The following is a 15388-nucleotide window of genomic DNA, read 5'->3' as shown; positions in this document are numbered from 1 at the left end:
GGAATTAATCGACCGGGTTTTTTAATACCCGCACCAGATACTGCCCTTCCTCCGTCAGCTTCGCGCCGTGAATGTCCGTTTCGAATCCCGGGTAATGTTTGCCGATGGTGCAGAGCATCAGCAGGAAGTCGAGCACCGCACGGCTTTGCTCGGTGATCATTTCACCCGGCATCACCACGGGAACGCCCGGCGGATAAGGCAGGATCATATTGGCCGAAACGCGCCCAACCATCTGCGAAATATCGACCGTCTCAACATTGCCCTTCACCTGCTGCTGGAACATCTGATGCGGCGTCATTTTCATTTCTGGCAAGATGGCGAAGGCTTGCAGCATCAACCTTGGCAGATCGTGTTCGCGGATCAGCCGGTGGATCCCCTGCGCCAGATCCTGAATGCGCATATTGCGGTAGAAATCAGGATCCTCCGCGTAGAGATCCGGCAGCATGTTTTTGACCCGCAGATTCAGATCGTAAGCACGTTTAAACTCGGTCAGGCCACGTAGCACGCTCATCGCTTTGGTCTTGTCGATGCCAATACTGAACAGGAACAGCAGATTATAGGGCCCGGTTTTTTCGACCACTACGCCGCGCTCATCGAGGAATTTAGCCACCAGCGCCGCCGGGATCCCTTCCTCCGCCATCACGCCCAGTTCGCTCATCCCCGGCGTCAGGATGGTGACTTTGATCGGATCGAGGTACATATGATCCGCATCCGCCTCTTTGAAGCCGTGCCAGTCCTCTTCGCCTGGCTGGATTGGCCAGCATTCTGGTTCATCAACCCCTTCCGGCTGCCAGATATCGAAGAACCAGCCTTCTGACTCTTCGCGCAGTCGCTGGACTTCCCGGCGGAAGTGCAGCGCACGCTCAACAGAACGGTTAATCAGCCGTTTACCCGGATTGCCACGCAGCATTGCCGCCGCCGTCTCGATGGACGCGACGATCGAATAGTTTGGCGAGGTGGTGGTGTGCATCATATAGGCTTCATTAAAGGTTTCTTCGTCGTAATCGCCTTTAATGTGGATCAGTGAAGCCTGAGAAAACGCCGCCAGCAGCTTATGCGTCGACTGCGTCTCGTAGATCACTTTCCCCGGCGTACGATCGCCGCTCATCCCGCTCAGCCCTTGATAGATCGGATGGAAATTGGTGTAAGGCACCCAGGCAGAATCAAAGTGGATCGACGGCACGTCCAGCGTCTCTTTGATGTACTGGGTGTTATACAGCAGCCCGTCATAGGTTGAGTTGGTGATCACCGCATGCACCGGCCAGGTGGCGCGTTCAGTCTGCGCCACTTTCAGCGCAATACTCTCTTTGGTGAATTCGCGTTTGGGAATACCGCCCAGAATGCCGAGCGCATTTCGGGTTGGCTTCAGCCAGAGGGGAATGATATCGCTCATCATCAGCAGGTGAGTCAGCGATTTGTGGCAGTTACGGTCGATTAATACCGTGCTCCCTGCCGCGGCAGCATACATGCCGACGATCTTATTTGAGGTCGAGGTGCCATTGGTCACCATGTAGCTCTGTTCAGCACCAAAGGTGCGGGCGACATACTCTTCCGCTTCCAGATGCGGACCGGTGTGGTCCAGCAGCGATCCCAGCTCAGTCACCGAAATGGAGATATCGGCCTTCAGCGTGTTGGCACCAAAGAAATCATAAAACAGCGTACCGACCGGACTCTTCTGGAAGGCGGTGCCGGCCATATGCCCAGGCGTGCAGAAGGTGTATTTGCCCTCTTTCACATAGTTGAACAGCGCCTTGGTCAGCGGTGGCGTAATCGTATCGATGTATTCATTGGTGTACTGGCGGATACGCTGGGCAATCTCTTCGGAAACGCCGAGGCCGTATTCAAAGAACCACATCGCCATGCGCATCTCGTTGATGCTGACGTCCATGCTGGAGTGGGTGTTGATAAAGGCGTAAAGCGGAAGGTATTCGTTCAGCAGCTGGATTTCGCTGCACAGATCCTGGCTGTATTCATCCCAGTCAAAGATGACGCCGCAGATCCGGGGATTGTGTTCAATCAGCTTGAGCAGGTCGTTCGCATCTTTCGGGTAGATAGTCTGGAATCCCTGGGCGTTGAGCGCCCCGTCCAGCTCACGGATGGGTTCATCTTTATAGAATGCGTTATGCGGTCCCATGATCGCGATGATATTCAATGCGTACCTCCTGGTATTGTGCAGCAGGGGTAAGCATAGCGAAGATGGCGGGCAGAAGGGAAAAAATTGGGGAATGAACCACCCACAACATGACGTTGTGAGTGGATCATGAACTGTCAGGCGTAGCCGTAGTTCATCAAACGCTGGTAACGACGGTCCAGCAGTTCTTCAGTACTCAGCACGTCCAGATCGGCCAGGTCGGCCAGCAGCTGAGCTTTCAGTGTGGCACCAATCACCAGCGGCTCGCGATGCGCTCCGCCTAATGGCTCTGGGATCACCGTGTCGATCAGCTTCAGTTCTTTCAGACGCGAAGCAATAATGCCCATCGCTTCTGCGGCCAGCGGCGCTTTATCAGCGCTTTTCCACAGAATTGAGGCACAGCCTTCCGGTGAAATCACCGAATAGGTGCTGTACTGCAGCATGTTTACTTTGTCGCCAACGCCGATAGCCAGCGCGCCACCGGAACCACCCTCACCGATAACGGTACAGATGACCGGCACTTTCAGACCGGACATCTCACGCAGGTTGCGTGCGATGGCTTCGGACTGACCGCGCTCTTCTGCGCCAACACCCGGATACGCACCCGGGGTGTCGATAAAGGTGATGATCGGCATTTTGAAGCGCTCGGCCATCTCCATCAGACGCAGTGCTTTACGGTAGCCTTCTGGTGCCGGCATACCGAAGTTACGACGGATCTTCTCTTTGGTTTCGCGGCCTTTCTGATGACCAATGATCATCACCGGGCGACCATCCAGACGAGCGATGCCGCCAACAATGGCTTTATCATCCGCATAGGCGCGATCGCCTGCCAGCTCGTCAAAGTCAGTAAACACGTTGCGGACATAGTCCAGCGTGTAAGGACGCAAAGGGTGACGCGCTAATTTCGCGATCTGCCATGCGCCCAAATCGGAGAAGATCTTACGGGTCAGCTCTACGCTTTTCTCACGCAGACGCTGAACTTCTTCATCCAGATTAATATCCAGTTTTTCATCCTGACGGCCAACCGATTTGAGCGAATCAATCTTCGCTTCAAGTTCTGCGATTGGCTGTTCGAAATCCAGGTAATTAAGACTCATAATATTCCTGTTTTAGTCAAACTCCAGTTCCACCTGCTCCGACCCTATCAGCGACCGCAATTCGTTGAGTAAACGATCGCTGGGCGACACACGCCAGGCTGCGCCAAAGCGCAACTTCGCCCGTGCATCCTCTCTCTGATAGTAGAGATGTACCGGAATGGTCCCCGAACGATGGGGTTCCAGGGATTGACGGAGACGGTTCAAAAGCTGGTCATCAATTTGCCTGTCCGTCAGCGAGATAGCAAGCCCACGAGCATATTTTTCACGGGCTTCATCAATGTCCATCACATCGCGGGCGGTCATTTTAAGCCCCCCGCTGAAGTCATCGAAGCTGACCTGTCCGCTGACGATCAGGATACGGTCTTTTTCCAACAAATGCTGGAACTTCTCTAACGCATCTGTGAATAACATCACTTCCAGACGACCAGAACGGTCGTCCAGCGTGCAGATGCCAATCCGGTTACCGCGTTTTGTTACCATTACGCGGGCCGCCACCACCAGACCAACTGCCATGGTCATTTTGCCACGATCGGTCGGGTGCATGTCTTTCAGGCGCATTCCCCCCACGTAGCGCTCGATCTCTTTCAGATACTGATTGATCGGGTGCCCGGTGAGGTAAAGCCCCAGGGTTTCTCTTTCGCCATCCAGCTGGACCTGTTCAGGCCAGCGCTTGATGTCCGCATAGGATTTTTCGATGTGTGCCGGCTCTTCCGCCAGCACGCCGAACATATCGGCCTGGCCGATCGCTTCCGCTTTCGCATGCTGATCGGCGGCTTTCAACGCTTCTGGCAGCGCGCTCATCAGGGCGGCACGGTGCGGCCCCAGACGGTCAAACGCGCCGGACATCACCAGCTTTTCCAGCACGCGGCGGTTAAGCTTTTTGGTGTCGGTACGAGCGCACAGGTCGAACAGCTCGCGGAAGTAGCCGCCTTCATTACGCGCTTCGATGAACGCTTCAATCGGGCCTTCACCCACGCCTTTAATGGCGCCGATGCCGTAAACAATTTCGCCGTCATCGTTGACGTGGAACTGATACTGACCGGAGTTGATATCCGGTGGTAACACCTTCAGCCCCATGCGCCAGCATTCATCAACCAGACCGACCACCTTCTCGGTGTTATCCATATCGGCGGTCATTACCGCGGCCATAAATTCGGCCGGGTAGTGCGCTTTCAGCCACAGCGTCTGATAAGAGACCAGCGCATAGGCGGCGGAGTGGGATTTGTTAAAACCATAACCAGCAAATTTCTCTACCAGGTCAAAGATTTTAACCGCCAGCTCACCTTCAATACCCCGCGACTTGGCGCCATCTTCAAAGCCACCGCGCTGTTTGGCCATCTCGACCGGGTTCTTTTTACCCATCGCACGACGCAGCATGTCCGCGCCGCCCAGGCTGTAACCTGCCAGCACCTGAGCAATCTGCATGACCTGTTCCTGGTACAGAATGATGCCATAGGTTGGCTCCAGTACCGGCTTCAGGGATTCATGCTGCCATTGGATATCCGGGTAGGAGATCGCTTCACGGCCGTGCTTACGGTCGATAAAGTTATCTACCATGCCTGACTGCAGCGGACCCGGACGGAACAGCGCCACCAGGGCGATCATATCTTCAAAGCTGTCGGGCTTCAGACGTTTGATCAGATCTTTCATGCCGCGTGATTCAAGCTGGAACACCGCGGTGGTCTCAGATCGCTGCAGCATATCAAAGCTTTTTTTATCGTCCAGCGGGATCGCGGCGATATCGATTGGCGGCTCGCCCTGCTTCTTGCGCCGGGCGTTGATCATCGCCAGTGCCCAGTCGATGATGGTCAATGTGCGCAGACCGAGGAAGTCGAACTTCACCAGCCCGGCATATTCCACATCGTTCTTATCAAACTGGGTTACCGGGAAGTTGCCGTTTTCATCGCAATACAGCGGCGCAAAATCGGTGATTTGCGTCGGTGCGATCACCACACCACCGGCGTGCTTACCGGCGTTACGCGTGACGCCTTCCAGCTTGCGTGCCATATCGATCAGCGCTTTGACTTCTTCGTCGGCTTCGTAGATTTCTGGCAGCTGCGGCTCGGCCGCAAAGGCTTTTTCCAGCGTCATACCGGGCTCTGGCGGGATCAGTTTGGAAATGCGATCGACGAAGCCATACGGATGACCCAGTACGCGCCCAACATCACGCACCACGGCTTTCGCCGCCATGGTACCGAAGGTGATGATCTGAGATACCGCTTTACGGCCATACATCTCGGCCACGTGCTCAATCACCAGATCGCGTTTTTCCATGCAGAAGTCGACGTCGAAGTCGGGCATCGATACACGTTCCGGGTTCAGGAAACGTTCGAACAGCAGGTCAAACTCAAGCGGATCGAGGTCGGTAATTTTCAGCGCATAGGCCACCAGCGATCCGGCACCGGAACCACGACCTGGCCCTACCGGCACGTCGTTATCCTTCGACCACTGGATAAACTCCATCACGATCAGGAAGTAGCCCGGGAAGCCCATCTGGTTGATCACGTTCAGCTCGATTTCGAGGCGTTCGTCATATTCAGGCCGTTTTTCTGCCCGCACTGCGGCGTCCGGGAACAGGAATTCCAGACGCTCTTCCAGCCCTTCCCGCGATTTCATCACCAGGAAGTCTTCGGTGGTCATTTCGCCCGTCGGGAACTGTGGCAGGAAGTACTCACCCAGGCGGATGGTGACGTTACAACGCTTAGCAATTTCTACGCTGTTAGCCAGCGCTTCGGGGATGTCCGAGAACAGCTCGCACATCTCCTCTTCGGTTCGCAGATATTGCTGAGGGCTGTAGTTTTTCGGTCTTTTGGGATCGTCGAGGGTGAAACCATCGTGGATCGCCACGCGGATTTCATGCGCATCAAAATCGCCGGCTTCCAGGAAGCACACTTCGTTGGTGGCGACCACGGGAATACTGTTGGCAATGGCCAGCTCGACGGCAGCATGAACCCAGGTCTCTTCATCCTGGCGTCCGGTGCGGATCAGCTCAAGATAGTAGCGCTCAGGGAAGTATTGCTGATAGAACGCCAGGCACTCGGCAACCTGGGCATGGTTACCGCGCAGCAGCATCTGGCCAACGTCGCCACGACGCCCGCCGGAAAGCAGGATCAACCCTTCGCCCAGCTCGATCAACCAGTCACGATCGATGATCGGACCGGCGGCACCATAACCACGCTGGTATGCTTTTGAGATCAACAGGGTGAGGTTCTGATAACCGGTGTTGTTCGCTGCGAGGATCGTCAGCTGACCCAGATCGTCGCCCATCGCGTCACTGCTGACCTTAAAGTCCGCACCGATGATCGGCTTAACGCCCTGACCGTGGGCACCGCCGTAGAATTTCACCAGGCCGCACAGGTTGAGGTAGTCGGTGATCCCAATGGCCGGCATGCCCAGAGAGGCAGCTTTTTTCACCAACGGGCCCGTCTTGGCTAATCCATCAACCATGGAATAGTCACTGTGAACGCGTAAATGAATAAAACGAGGTTCGGCCATCTTGGATCCCACTTAAGGCTGAGGGGTGAAAATTACAGGGTCTGTCCGGCTGAAGCCGCGACGTCGGCATCCAGTATCGCATTACGCACCGGTGCAAAACTGCGACGGTGATGCGGTGTTACGCCATGCTGCGCCAGTTTTTCCATATGCAGTGCGGTCGGGTAGCCTTTATGCTGAGCAAAACCATACTGCGGGAACAGCACATCCAGCTCGCTCATTTCCCGGTCACGCGTGACCTTGGCAATAATAGACGCCGCGCTGATTTCACGCACCAGGCTGTCGCCCTTTACCACCGCCAGAGAAGGCATCGCCAGCGCCGGGCAACGGTTTCCGTCAATCAATACAAAGTCTGGACAGATATGCAGTCCGGCAACAGCACGCTGCATCGCCAGCATGGTGGCATGCAGGATGTTCAGCCGATCGATCTCTTCCGGCTCAGCCCGACCTAAACTCCAGCTTAACGCCTTCTCGACTATCTCATCGTACAACGCCAGGCGGCGTTTTTCAGACAGCTTTTTGGAATCGGCCAGACCCACTATCGGACGGGCTGGATCGAGAATAACCGCCGCGGTCACCACAGCGCCGACTAACGGGCCACGCCCTACTTCGTCCACGCCGGCAATGCAGGTCGCGTCAGGATAGATAAAGTCGCTCATGGACAGAGTTCCAGTACGGCAGCCGCGGCCTGCTCATCGGCATTCCAGCGGATTTGATGATGAAGTTCGGTAAAGGTTGCCAGCAACTGATCGCGGGTGTCGCCTTCTGCCAGTAAAGGTTCCAGCGCAGCAGCCAGCAGATCGGGCTGACACTCTTCCTGCAGCAGCTCTTTCACCAGTTCACGACCCGCCAGCAGGTTAGGTAACGACACATAGTCCGTTTTCACCAGCCGCTTGGCCAGCCAGAAGGTGAAGGGCTTCATGCGGTAACCGACCACCATCGGGCATTTAGCCAGCATACACTCCAGTGCTGCGGTACCGGACGCCAGCAATGCCGCATCGCTGGCAACCATTGCCTGACGCCCTTTGCCATCCAGCAAATGCATTTTCAGGTCTGGCGCCACTTCGGCTTTAATTCGTTCGAACTGTTCACGGCGGCGCGGGTTAACCAGCGGCACCACGATTTCCAGCTCTGGCCATTTCTGGCGCAATAACACCGCCGTTCTCAGGAAGTCAGCGCTGAGCATCTCAACTTCCGCATTACGGCTGCCCGGCAGCAAGGCCAGGCACGGCGTTCCCTCAGCAATACCCAGCTCCAGACGCGCAGCGCGTTTGTCTGGCTGGATCGGCATCGCATCAGCCATGGTATGGCCGATAAAGCGGCAGGGAACGTTGAAACGATCGTAGAACGCTTTTTCAAACGGCAAAAAGGCCAATACCAGATCGGTAGAGCGGCCAATTTTGAACACGCGTTTCTGACGCCAGGCCCAGACAGACGGGCTGACGTAATGAATCGTGCGAATACCGTTCTGCTTAAGACGCCCTTCAAGCGTAATGTTGAAGTCAGGCGCATCAATACCGACGAAGACATCGGGCTGCAGTGCAGTGAAGCGTTTAGTCAGATCGCGACGGATTTTCAGCAGGCGAGGCAGACGTTCAAGCACCTCAACAATCCCCATCACCGCCAGCTCTTCCATCTCGTACCAGGCTTCACAACCCTCGGCCTGCATCAGCGGTCCGGCAACGCCGACAAAGCGGGTTTCCGGGTGCTTTTCCTTCAGCGCGCGGATAAGACCGGCACCAAGAATATCGCCGGAGGTTTCTCCGGCGACAAGGGCAATCGTTAAAGGATGCTTTGGCATGAGTTAACGAATCAAACCCCGCGTAGAGCGAGCGAAGAAATCGTAGAACGGCTGCACTTCTGGATGCTTGCTGGCAATCTCAGCGATTTCTGGCTTCGCTTCTTCCAGCGTTTTATTGCTGCGGTAAAGGATCTTGTACGCATTGCGGATCGCGTGTAAGGCCTCTTTACTGAAGCCACGACGCTGTAGCCCTACCAGATTGATACCAAACGGCGTGGCATGGTTACCCTGGGCAATGACGAATGGCGGAACATCCTGGACGACGCCAGAACAGCCGCCAATCATCACGTGCGCGCCGATAACGCAGAATTGATGAATCGCTGTCATCCCACCAATAATGGCAAAGTCATCCACAACCACATGGCCACCCAGCGTTGCATTGTTGGCGAGGATACAACGATCGCCAATAATGCAGTCATGAGCGATGTGCGCGTTAACCATAAACAGGTTATCGCTGCCCACTTTGGTCAGGCCGTCAGCCTGAGAAGTGCCACGGTGAATTGTGACGCTCTCACGGATGCTGTTACGGTCGCCCACTTCCACTCGGGTTGGCTCACCAGCGTACTTCAGATCCTGGTTAGCTTCACCGATGGTGGTGAACTGATAAATGGTATTGTCTTTGCCAATACGGGTGTGACCATTGACCACCACATGAGATTTGAGGACAGTGCCTTCACCAATCTCAACATTCGCCCCAATAAAACAGAATGGGCCGATATGGACGCGAGCGCCAATGACGGCGCCCTCTTCAATGACGGAACTTGGATGGATAACAGCAGTTTCATCAATCACGAATTATCCCTCCCGGCTGCGGGCACACATCATCGTTGCTTCACAGACAATTTTACCGTCTACGGTTGCCACGCCTTTAAAGCGGGTCAGACCACGGCGGGTTTTCTCGAAGGTGACTTCCATGATCATCTGATCGCCAGGCACGACAGGGCGCTTGAAGCGCGCGTCATCAATCCCTGCGAAGTAGTACAGCTCGCCAGGTTCCAGTTTGCCCACGCTTTTAAACGCCAGAATACCGGTTGCCTGAGCCATAGCTTCTAAAATCAGCACGCCTGGGAAAATCGGCTTACCAGGGAAATGGCCCTGGAAAAACGGTTCGTTGACCGAGACATTCTTCACTGCGCGCAGGAACTTGTGCTCTTCGAACTCAAGGACGCGGTCTACCAATAAAAACGGGTAGCGGTGAGGCAGCAGTTCAATAATCTCTTCAATCTTCAGAGTATGAGTTTCAGTAGTCAAAATACTCTTCCTGTCCTAAAAAATTCTGATGGCATCAATAACACGGCCTGCAAAGATCATCCGCAGGCCGCAAATCAGGTTCTGTGCGCCGGGCTTCCTTGCTTAGCATTCTAATTCTACCCTGTGGGGTAATGTCAGCTGGTCAAGGTGCTGGGAAGGCGTTTAGTCTTTGTCGACTTTACGCTCGATGGCTTTTAAGCGTTTGCTTATTTCATCGATATTCATCACCAGCGCTGCCGTTTTGCGCCAGGTTTTGTTGGGTTGCAGTGGAATCCCGGAGGAGTATACCCCAGGTTCGGTAATTGGTCGCATGACCATTCCCATTCCGGTGACCGTAACTTTGTCACAAATTTCCATGTGACCGTTAATTACGCTTGCACCACCAATCATGCAATAGCGGCCGATTTTCAGGCTACCTGCCATGATGACGCCACCCGCAACTGCGGTATTGTCGCCAATCACAACGTTGTGTGCAATCTGGCACTGGTTATCAATGATAACACCATTCCCGATCTGAGTGTTATCCAACGCGCCGCGATCGATGGTGGTACAGGCACCAATCTCAACACGATCGCCGATAATCACCGTTCCGAGCTGCGGGATTTTCACCCAATTGCCACGATCGTTAGCGTAGCCAAAACCATCCGCACCGATAACGGTGCCAGACTGGATCAGGCAACGCTCGCCGATCAGAATTTCATGATAAATAGAGACGTTGGCCCACAAACGGGTTCCGGCGCCAATGCGGGTATTTTTCCCGACGAAACAACCGGCACCAATAACCACGTTATCGCCCAGCTCAACGCCAGATTCGATAACGGCATTTGCGCCAATAGAGACATGTTGACCCAGCTTAGCGCTGGCATCGATCACCGCGCTCGGCGCGATGTCTTTGGCAGGCTGCGGCGTGCTGTCCAGTATCTGAGCCATGCGGGCATAAGTCAGATAAGGGTCTTTCACCACCAGAGCGGCGCCCTGAACGCAGTCCAGATCCGCTTCCGTCAGCACCACGGCGGAGGCCTTACAGGTGACGAGCTGCTCGCGGTAACGGCTGTTAGAGAGAAAAGTGATTTGACCGGATTGGGCGGATTGCATAGAAGCAATGCCGGAGATGACGAGTTCGCCATCTCCGTGCAAATCTGCATCCAACTGCTGGGCTAAATCAGCCAGTCGAATTGAAGACATCGATTATTTAACCTGTTTCAGAACATCAGCAGTGATGTCTTTAGATTTAGCTGCATACGCAACAGCGTTAGCATCAACAACGACGTCGTAACCTTCATCATCAGCAACTTTCTGCACAGCATCCTGAATACGGCTCAGGATTTTGTTACGTTCTTCTGCCTGGCGACGACGGTTATCCTGCTCGAAAGCCTGAGCTTTAGTTGAGAAGGCTTCACGCTGAGCCATAACGTCTTTTTCCATACGGCTGCGATCGCTAGCCTTCATGGTAGAGCCGTCACGCTGCAACTTCTGCATTTTAGTCTGCAGATCGCGTTCCATACCCTGCAGCTCAGTTGCACGGCCTTTGAACTCGTTTTCAAGCTGTTTCGCAACTGTCGCACGCGCCGGTAACTGTTGGAAAATGCTGGAAACGTTCACCACTGCAATTTTATCTGCAGCCTGGGCACCAGCGGAAACCGCCAGAGCGATAGAGAGGCCTGCGGCACACAACAACTTTTTCACTATAAACTCCTTACCATCAACGTTTGTGTCTTCGACACATGTGTTGCGCGTTAAGGCAACCACGCAGGTTGCCATTAAACGTCGCGATACTCACTTACACGCTTCCGTGCGAAACCGCCGTTACCAGGTTTTACCAATGTTAAACTGGAACTGCTCGGCCTTATCTCCATCATACTTTTTGAACGGCTGGGCGTAAGAGAACACCAGTGGACCCAGTGGAGACATCCACTGCAGTGCCAGACCCGCCGACATACGGATGTTGCCCGGATCGCTGTAATCAGGAATACCCGCGGCACGTGTTTCGGCCGTGTTTTCCCAATTGGTATCCCACACTGTACCGGCATCGACAAACAGCGATGTACGGACAGAGTTGGCATACTTCTCGCTCAGGAACGGTGTTGGGGTGATCAACTCCGCGCTGGCCGTAGCCAATGCGTTACCACCAACCGCATCGCTGGAATCACACAGCGTGCCCGTAGAACATGTATCCGAACCATTATTGTAGTAGGCCGCTTTAGGACCGATGGTATTAGAACGGAAACCACGCACGGTGCTGGAACCACCGGCATAGAAGTTCTCGTAGAACGGCAGTTCTTTGCCGCTCAGACCATCGCCGTAACCGACTTTACCGCGACCCAACAGAACCCAGGTACGATCCTGATTCAGCGGAACATACTGCTGAGTATCCAGCGTCGCTTTGTAGAAGGCGTTATCCGATCCCGGGATCGTCACTTTACCGTTCAGGTTGGTACGGTTACCGGACGTTGGGAAGAACCCACGGTCCAGGTTGTTGTATGTCCAACCATAGTTGAAGGTGAAGTCATCTGCGGCATAATCTGCATCTTCCGACAGGCTAGGATCCTGACCGACCGAACGCAGATAACGGAACATCGATACCTGAGGCTGCATGTTGGACAGGTCGTTGTGCACGTAACCCAGACCGACACGCAAGGTGTTGTTTTCGTTAACCGGGAAGCCCAGCGTACCGTCTAAACCATAGCTCTTGTTGGTATAGTCAGACAGGTCAGCATCATCCGCTTTGAAGTCGTTATAGAACACACGACCGCCCAGGCTGACACCGTCGACCGTGAAGTACGGGTCGGTCAGTGAGAATTCAGCATAGGTCTGATAATCGTTTTTGGTGCCGCTGATACCGACGGTATTACCCGTACCTAACCAGTTTTCCTGCGTCACGCCAACCTGGAAGCTGACGCCACTCTCGGTGCCGTAACCGACGCCGAAGTTGAAGGTACCGGTGTTACGTTCTTTCACCTTGTACACCACGTCAACCTGGTCTGGTGAGCCTGGCACGCGCTGCGTGTCGGTATCAACCGTCTCAAAGTAACCGGTACGGTTCAGACGCTCTTTCCCCTGCTCAACCAGGTCACTGCCCAGCCATGCACCTTCCATCTGGCGCATTTCGCGACGCAGAACGGAATCTTTAGAGGTGTCGTTACCTTCAAAGCGCACTTTACGCACGGAGTAACGGTTGCCCGCATCGACGTTGACGTGCAGCTTCACGGTTTTATCCGCATCATTGATTTCTGGCTGCGTCGATACGCGTGGATACGCGTAACCATAACGGCCCAGCATCTTCTTGATGTCATCTTCCATTTTGGTCACTTTGGCGCCGTTATACAGCTCGCCTGGCTTGACCTTCGACAGCTGCTCAACTTCAGCTGAATGGCCGGCCATGCTGCCGTTAACCACTACGCCAGAAAGCTTGTACTGATCGCCTTCGGTGATGTTGATGGTGATGTAGATGCCTTTTTTGTCCGGCGTCAGGCTGACCTGAGTCGAATCAATGTTGAAACGGGCATAACCACGATCGAGGTAGAAGCTGCGCAGGGTTTCAAGGTCACCCGCCAGTTTCTGCTTCTGGTATTTGCGATCGCCAACGACGTTCCACCATGGCACTTCATCACGCAGTGAGAAGCGGGAGATCAGTTCATCAGACGAGAAGGCTTTGTTGCCGACCACGTTGATTTGCTGGATCTTGGCAGAAACACCTTCGGTAAAGACCAGTTTCAGATCCACACGGTTACGCGGCAGCGGTGTGACCACAGCTTTTACGCTGGCGCTGTACTTACCGACGCTGTAGTAGAAGTCTTCAAGCCCTTTCTCAATGGATGAGATGGTGGTGCGGTCAAGGGCTTCACCCACGCGCACGCCAGAGGCTTCAAGGTTCTGCTTCAACATGTCATCTTTCACCGCTTTGTTACCGGAGAAGGTGATGCTGGCAATCGTTGGGCGTTCTTTCACCTGGACGATCAGCGTAGTGCCGTCGCGCAGGACCTGTACGTCTTCGAAGTTCCCGGTCGCGAAGAGAGCACGGATAGTATTACTGATATCATCATCGGAGACGGTGTCTCCCACGCGGACAGGCATACTCAGCAATGCCGCGCCGACGGCGACTCGCTGCAGGCCTTCGAAATGAATATCCTTCACTACGAAGCCGTCTGCCGCGTATACGGTAGCGCTGCTAAACAGCAGCGACGCTATGAGCAACTTTTTCATCGCCATCGTTGTTATGCATTCTTCCTAACTGGTTCTCACGGGTAGTTTGCCTGTTGGCAGACTAAAGACGTGAGAAATCATTGAATAGTGCAAGCCCCATTAACAGCACCAGCAAAATAGAGCCAATGCGATAACTGAAGTCCTGAACTCGCTCAGACACCGGCCCACCTTTGATCTTTTCGATCGCCAGGAACAGCAAATGTCCACCATCTAATACCGGCAACGGGAACAGATTGATAATCCCGAGGTTCACGCTGATCAAAGCCAGGAACATCAGGTAGTAGATCAAACCATATTCCGCCGACATCCCAGCACCCTGGGCGATAGAAATCGGCCCGCTGAGATTGTTCAACTTCACTTCGCCGACAATCAGTTTGCCCAGCATATTGACCGTCAGTTTCATCAGCTGCCAGGTTTTGGCGCTAGCCTCACCGATCGCTGCAAACGGACCATACTGGCGTACCGTTTTAAATTCATCCGGCAGAGGAACAATGCGCGGGATCACCCCGGCAAACCCTTCTGCTTTACTGCCTGGCTTCACGTCTGGCGTCAGTGTCACTGTGACTGGACTGCCCTGTCGCTCAATGTCTACCGCCAACGCTTTACCCGGATTATCGCGAACCAGAGTGACAAAACGCTGCCACTGGTCCACCGGCTGACCATCGACTTTAACGATCCTGTCGCCCGCTTGCAAACCCGCCTTACTTGCCGCCGAGTTCGCCTGGACTTCTGCCAGCACCGTTTCGATCTGTGGTCCACGCGGCTTAATGCCGAGTGAAACAACAGGATCCTGCTTATCCGGTTCGAACTGCCAGTTGCGCAGATCGAGCCGCTTGTCACTGACCTGAGAAGAGCCAAATGGCGCCACGCTTAACGTGGTTTGCTGGTCGCCAATTTTCGACACCAGCGCCATACGCACAGCATCCCAGTCAGGCGTTTCGATACCGTCAACGGCTTTAAGTTCCATCCCAGGCGTGATTTGAGCCTCAGCAGCCTGCGAACCGCTCACTATTTCGCCAACAACCGGGCGAACACCAGGCACACCGATGATAAACACCAGCCAGTAAGCGAAAATGGCAAAGATGAAATTGGCGATGGGACCGGCACTAATAATCGCCGCGCGTTGCAGCACGGTTTTATTATTAAACGCCTGGTTACGCAGCTCAGGCGGCACGCTTTCAACACGCTCATCGAGCATCTTGACGTAACCACCCAAGGGGATCAGAGCAATGACGTATTCCGTTCCCTGTTTATCGGTCCGGCGCCACAGCGCTTTACCGAAACCAACAGAGAAGCGTTCAACCTTGACACCACAACGACGGGCCACCCAGAAGTGGCCAAACTCGTGCACGGTGATCAATACGCCGAGGGCAACGATAAATGCCCCAAGGCTCCAGAGAATGCTTAGCATAG

Annotated in this window: 11 protein-coding genes; all 11 read right to left on the bottom strand. The window is 54.4% G+C overall.

Going from position 1 to position 15388, the window contains the following annotated elements:
• Nucleotides 1-4: 4 nt before the first annotated feature.
• On the bottom strand, nt 5-2152 hold the full coding sequence (locus EBC_RS05775) for a lysine decarboxylase LdcC (RefSeq protein WP_013200861.1): 2148 nt from the start codon (nt 2150-2152) through the stop codon (nt 5-7).
• Between the two features lie 116 nt (nt 2153-2268).
• A complete protein-coding gene (accA, locus tag EBC_RS05770; RefSeq protein ID WP_013200860.1) occupies nt 2269-3228 on the bottom strand; it encodes an acetyl-CoA carboxylase carboxyl transferase subunit alpha in 960 nt (319 codons plus the stop codon).
• Nucleotides 3229-3240: 12 nt separating this feature from the next.
• Nucleotides 3241-6723, bottom strand: coding sequence for a DNA polymerase III subunit alpha (gene dnaE, locus EBC_RS05765; protein WP_013200859.1), 3483 nt, complete (start codon nt 6721-6723; stop codon nt 3241-3243).
• Between the two features lie 32 nt (nt 6724-6755).
• Nucleotides 6756-7379, bottom strand: coding sequence for a ribonuclease HII (gene rnhB, locus EBC_RS05760; RefSeq protein WP_013200858.1), 624 nt, complete (start codon nt 7377-7379; stop codon nt 6756-6758).
• Nucleotides 7376-8521: a lipid-A-disaccharide synthase gene (lpxB, locus tag EBC_RS05755; protein WP_013200857.1), complete on the bottom strand. Its 1146-nt coding sequence runs from the start codon at nt 8519-8521 to the stop codon at nt 7376-7378. Before lpxB ends, rnhB begins: the two co-directional genes overlap by 4 nt.
• Nucleotides 8522-8524: 3 nt before the next feature.
• Nucleotides 8525-9313, bottom strand: coding sequence for an acyl-ACP--UDP-N-acetylglucosamine O-acyltransferase (gene lpxA / locus EBC_RS05750; RefSeq protein ID WP_013200856.1), 789 nt, complete (start codon nt 9311-9313; stop codon nt 8525-8527).
• 3 nt (nt 9314-9316) lie between these two features.
• Nucleotides 9317-9772, bottom strand: coding sequence for a 3-hydroxyacyl-ACP dehydratase FabZ (fabZ, locus tag EBC_RS05745; protein ID WP_013200855.1), 456 nt, complete (start codon nt 9770-9772; stop codon nt 9317-9319).
• Between the two features lie 162 nt (nt 9773-9934).
• Nucleotides 9935-10957 (bottom strand): UDP-3-O-(3-hydroxymyristoyl)glucosamine N-acyltransferase, encoded by a 1023-nt coding sequence (gene lpxD, locus EBC_RS05740; RefSeq protein WP_013200854.1) that lies wholly within the window; start codon nt 10955-10957, stop codon nt 9935-9937.
• Nucleotides 10958-10960: 3 nt separating this feature from the next.
• Nucleotides 10961-11458 carry a molecular chaperone Skp gene (gene skp / locus EBC_RS05735; RefSeq protein ID WP_013200853.1) on the bottom strand — a complete coding sequence of 166 codons (498 nt, stop codon included), beginning with the start codon at nt 11456-11458 and terminating at the stop codon, nt 10961-10963.
• Nucleotides 11459-11578: 120 nt separating this feature from the next.
• The gene (gene bamA, locus EBC_RS05730; protein WP_013200852.1) at nt 11579-13981 is read right to left on the bottom strand and encodes an outer membrane protein assembly factor BamA; all 2403 of its coding nucleotides are present in this window, start codon (nt 13979-13981) and stop codon (nt 11579-11581) included.
• Between the two features lie 55 nt (nt 13982-14036).
• The gene (gene rseP / locus EBC_RS05725) at nt 14037-15386 is read right to left on the bottom strand and encodes a sigma E protease regulator RseP (RefSeq protein ID WP_013200851.1); all 1350 of its coding nucleotides are present in this window, start codon (nt 15384-15386) and stop codon (nt 14037-14039) included.
• Between the last annotated feature and the right edge of the window lie 2 nt (nt 15387-15388).

The organism is Erwinia billingiae Eb661 (assembly GCF_000196615.1).
Taxonomy (GTDB): domain Bacteria; phylum Pseudomonadota; class Gammaproteobacteria; order Enterobacterales; family Enterobacteriaceae; genus Erwinia; species Erwinia billingiae.
Note: the sequence above shows the minus strand (reverse complement) of the source record. Positions and strands in the feature narration are given on the sequence as shown.

Coding starts and splice junctions, on each gene's coding strand:
- rnhB (WP_013200858.1), bottom strand. CDS start 7,379: ATGAGCGACTTTATCTATCCTGACGCGACCTGCATTGCCGGCGTGGAC.
- rseP (WP_013200851.1), bottom strand. CDS start 15,386: ATGCTAAGCATTCTCTGGAGCCTTGGGGCATTTATCGTTGCCCTCGGC.
- bamA (WP_013200852.1), bottom strand. CDS start 13,981: ATGGCGATGAAAAAGTTGCTCATAGCGTCGCTGCTGTTTAGCAGCGCT.
- lpxB (WP_013200857.1), bottom strand. CDS start 8,521: ATGCCAAAGCATCCTTTAACGATTGCCCTTGTCGCCGGAGAAACCTCC.
- dnaE (WP_013200859.1), bottom strand. CDS start 6,723: ATGGCCGAACCTCGTTTTATTCATTTACGCGTTCACAGTGACTATTCC.
- accA (WP_013200860.1), bottom strand. CDS start 3,228: ATGAGTCTTAATTACCTGGATTTCGAACAGCCAATCGCAGAACTTGAA.
- lpxD (WP_013200854.1), bottom strand. CDS start 10,957: ATGTCTTCAATTCGACTGGCTGATTTAGCCCAGCAGTTGGATGCAGAT.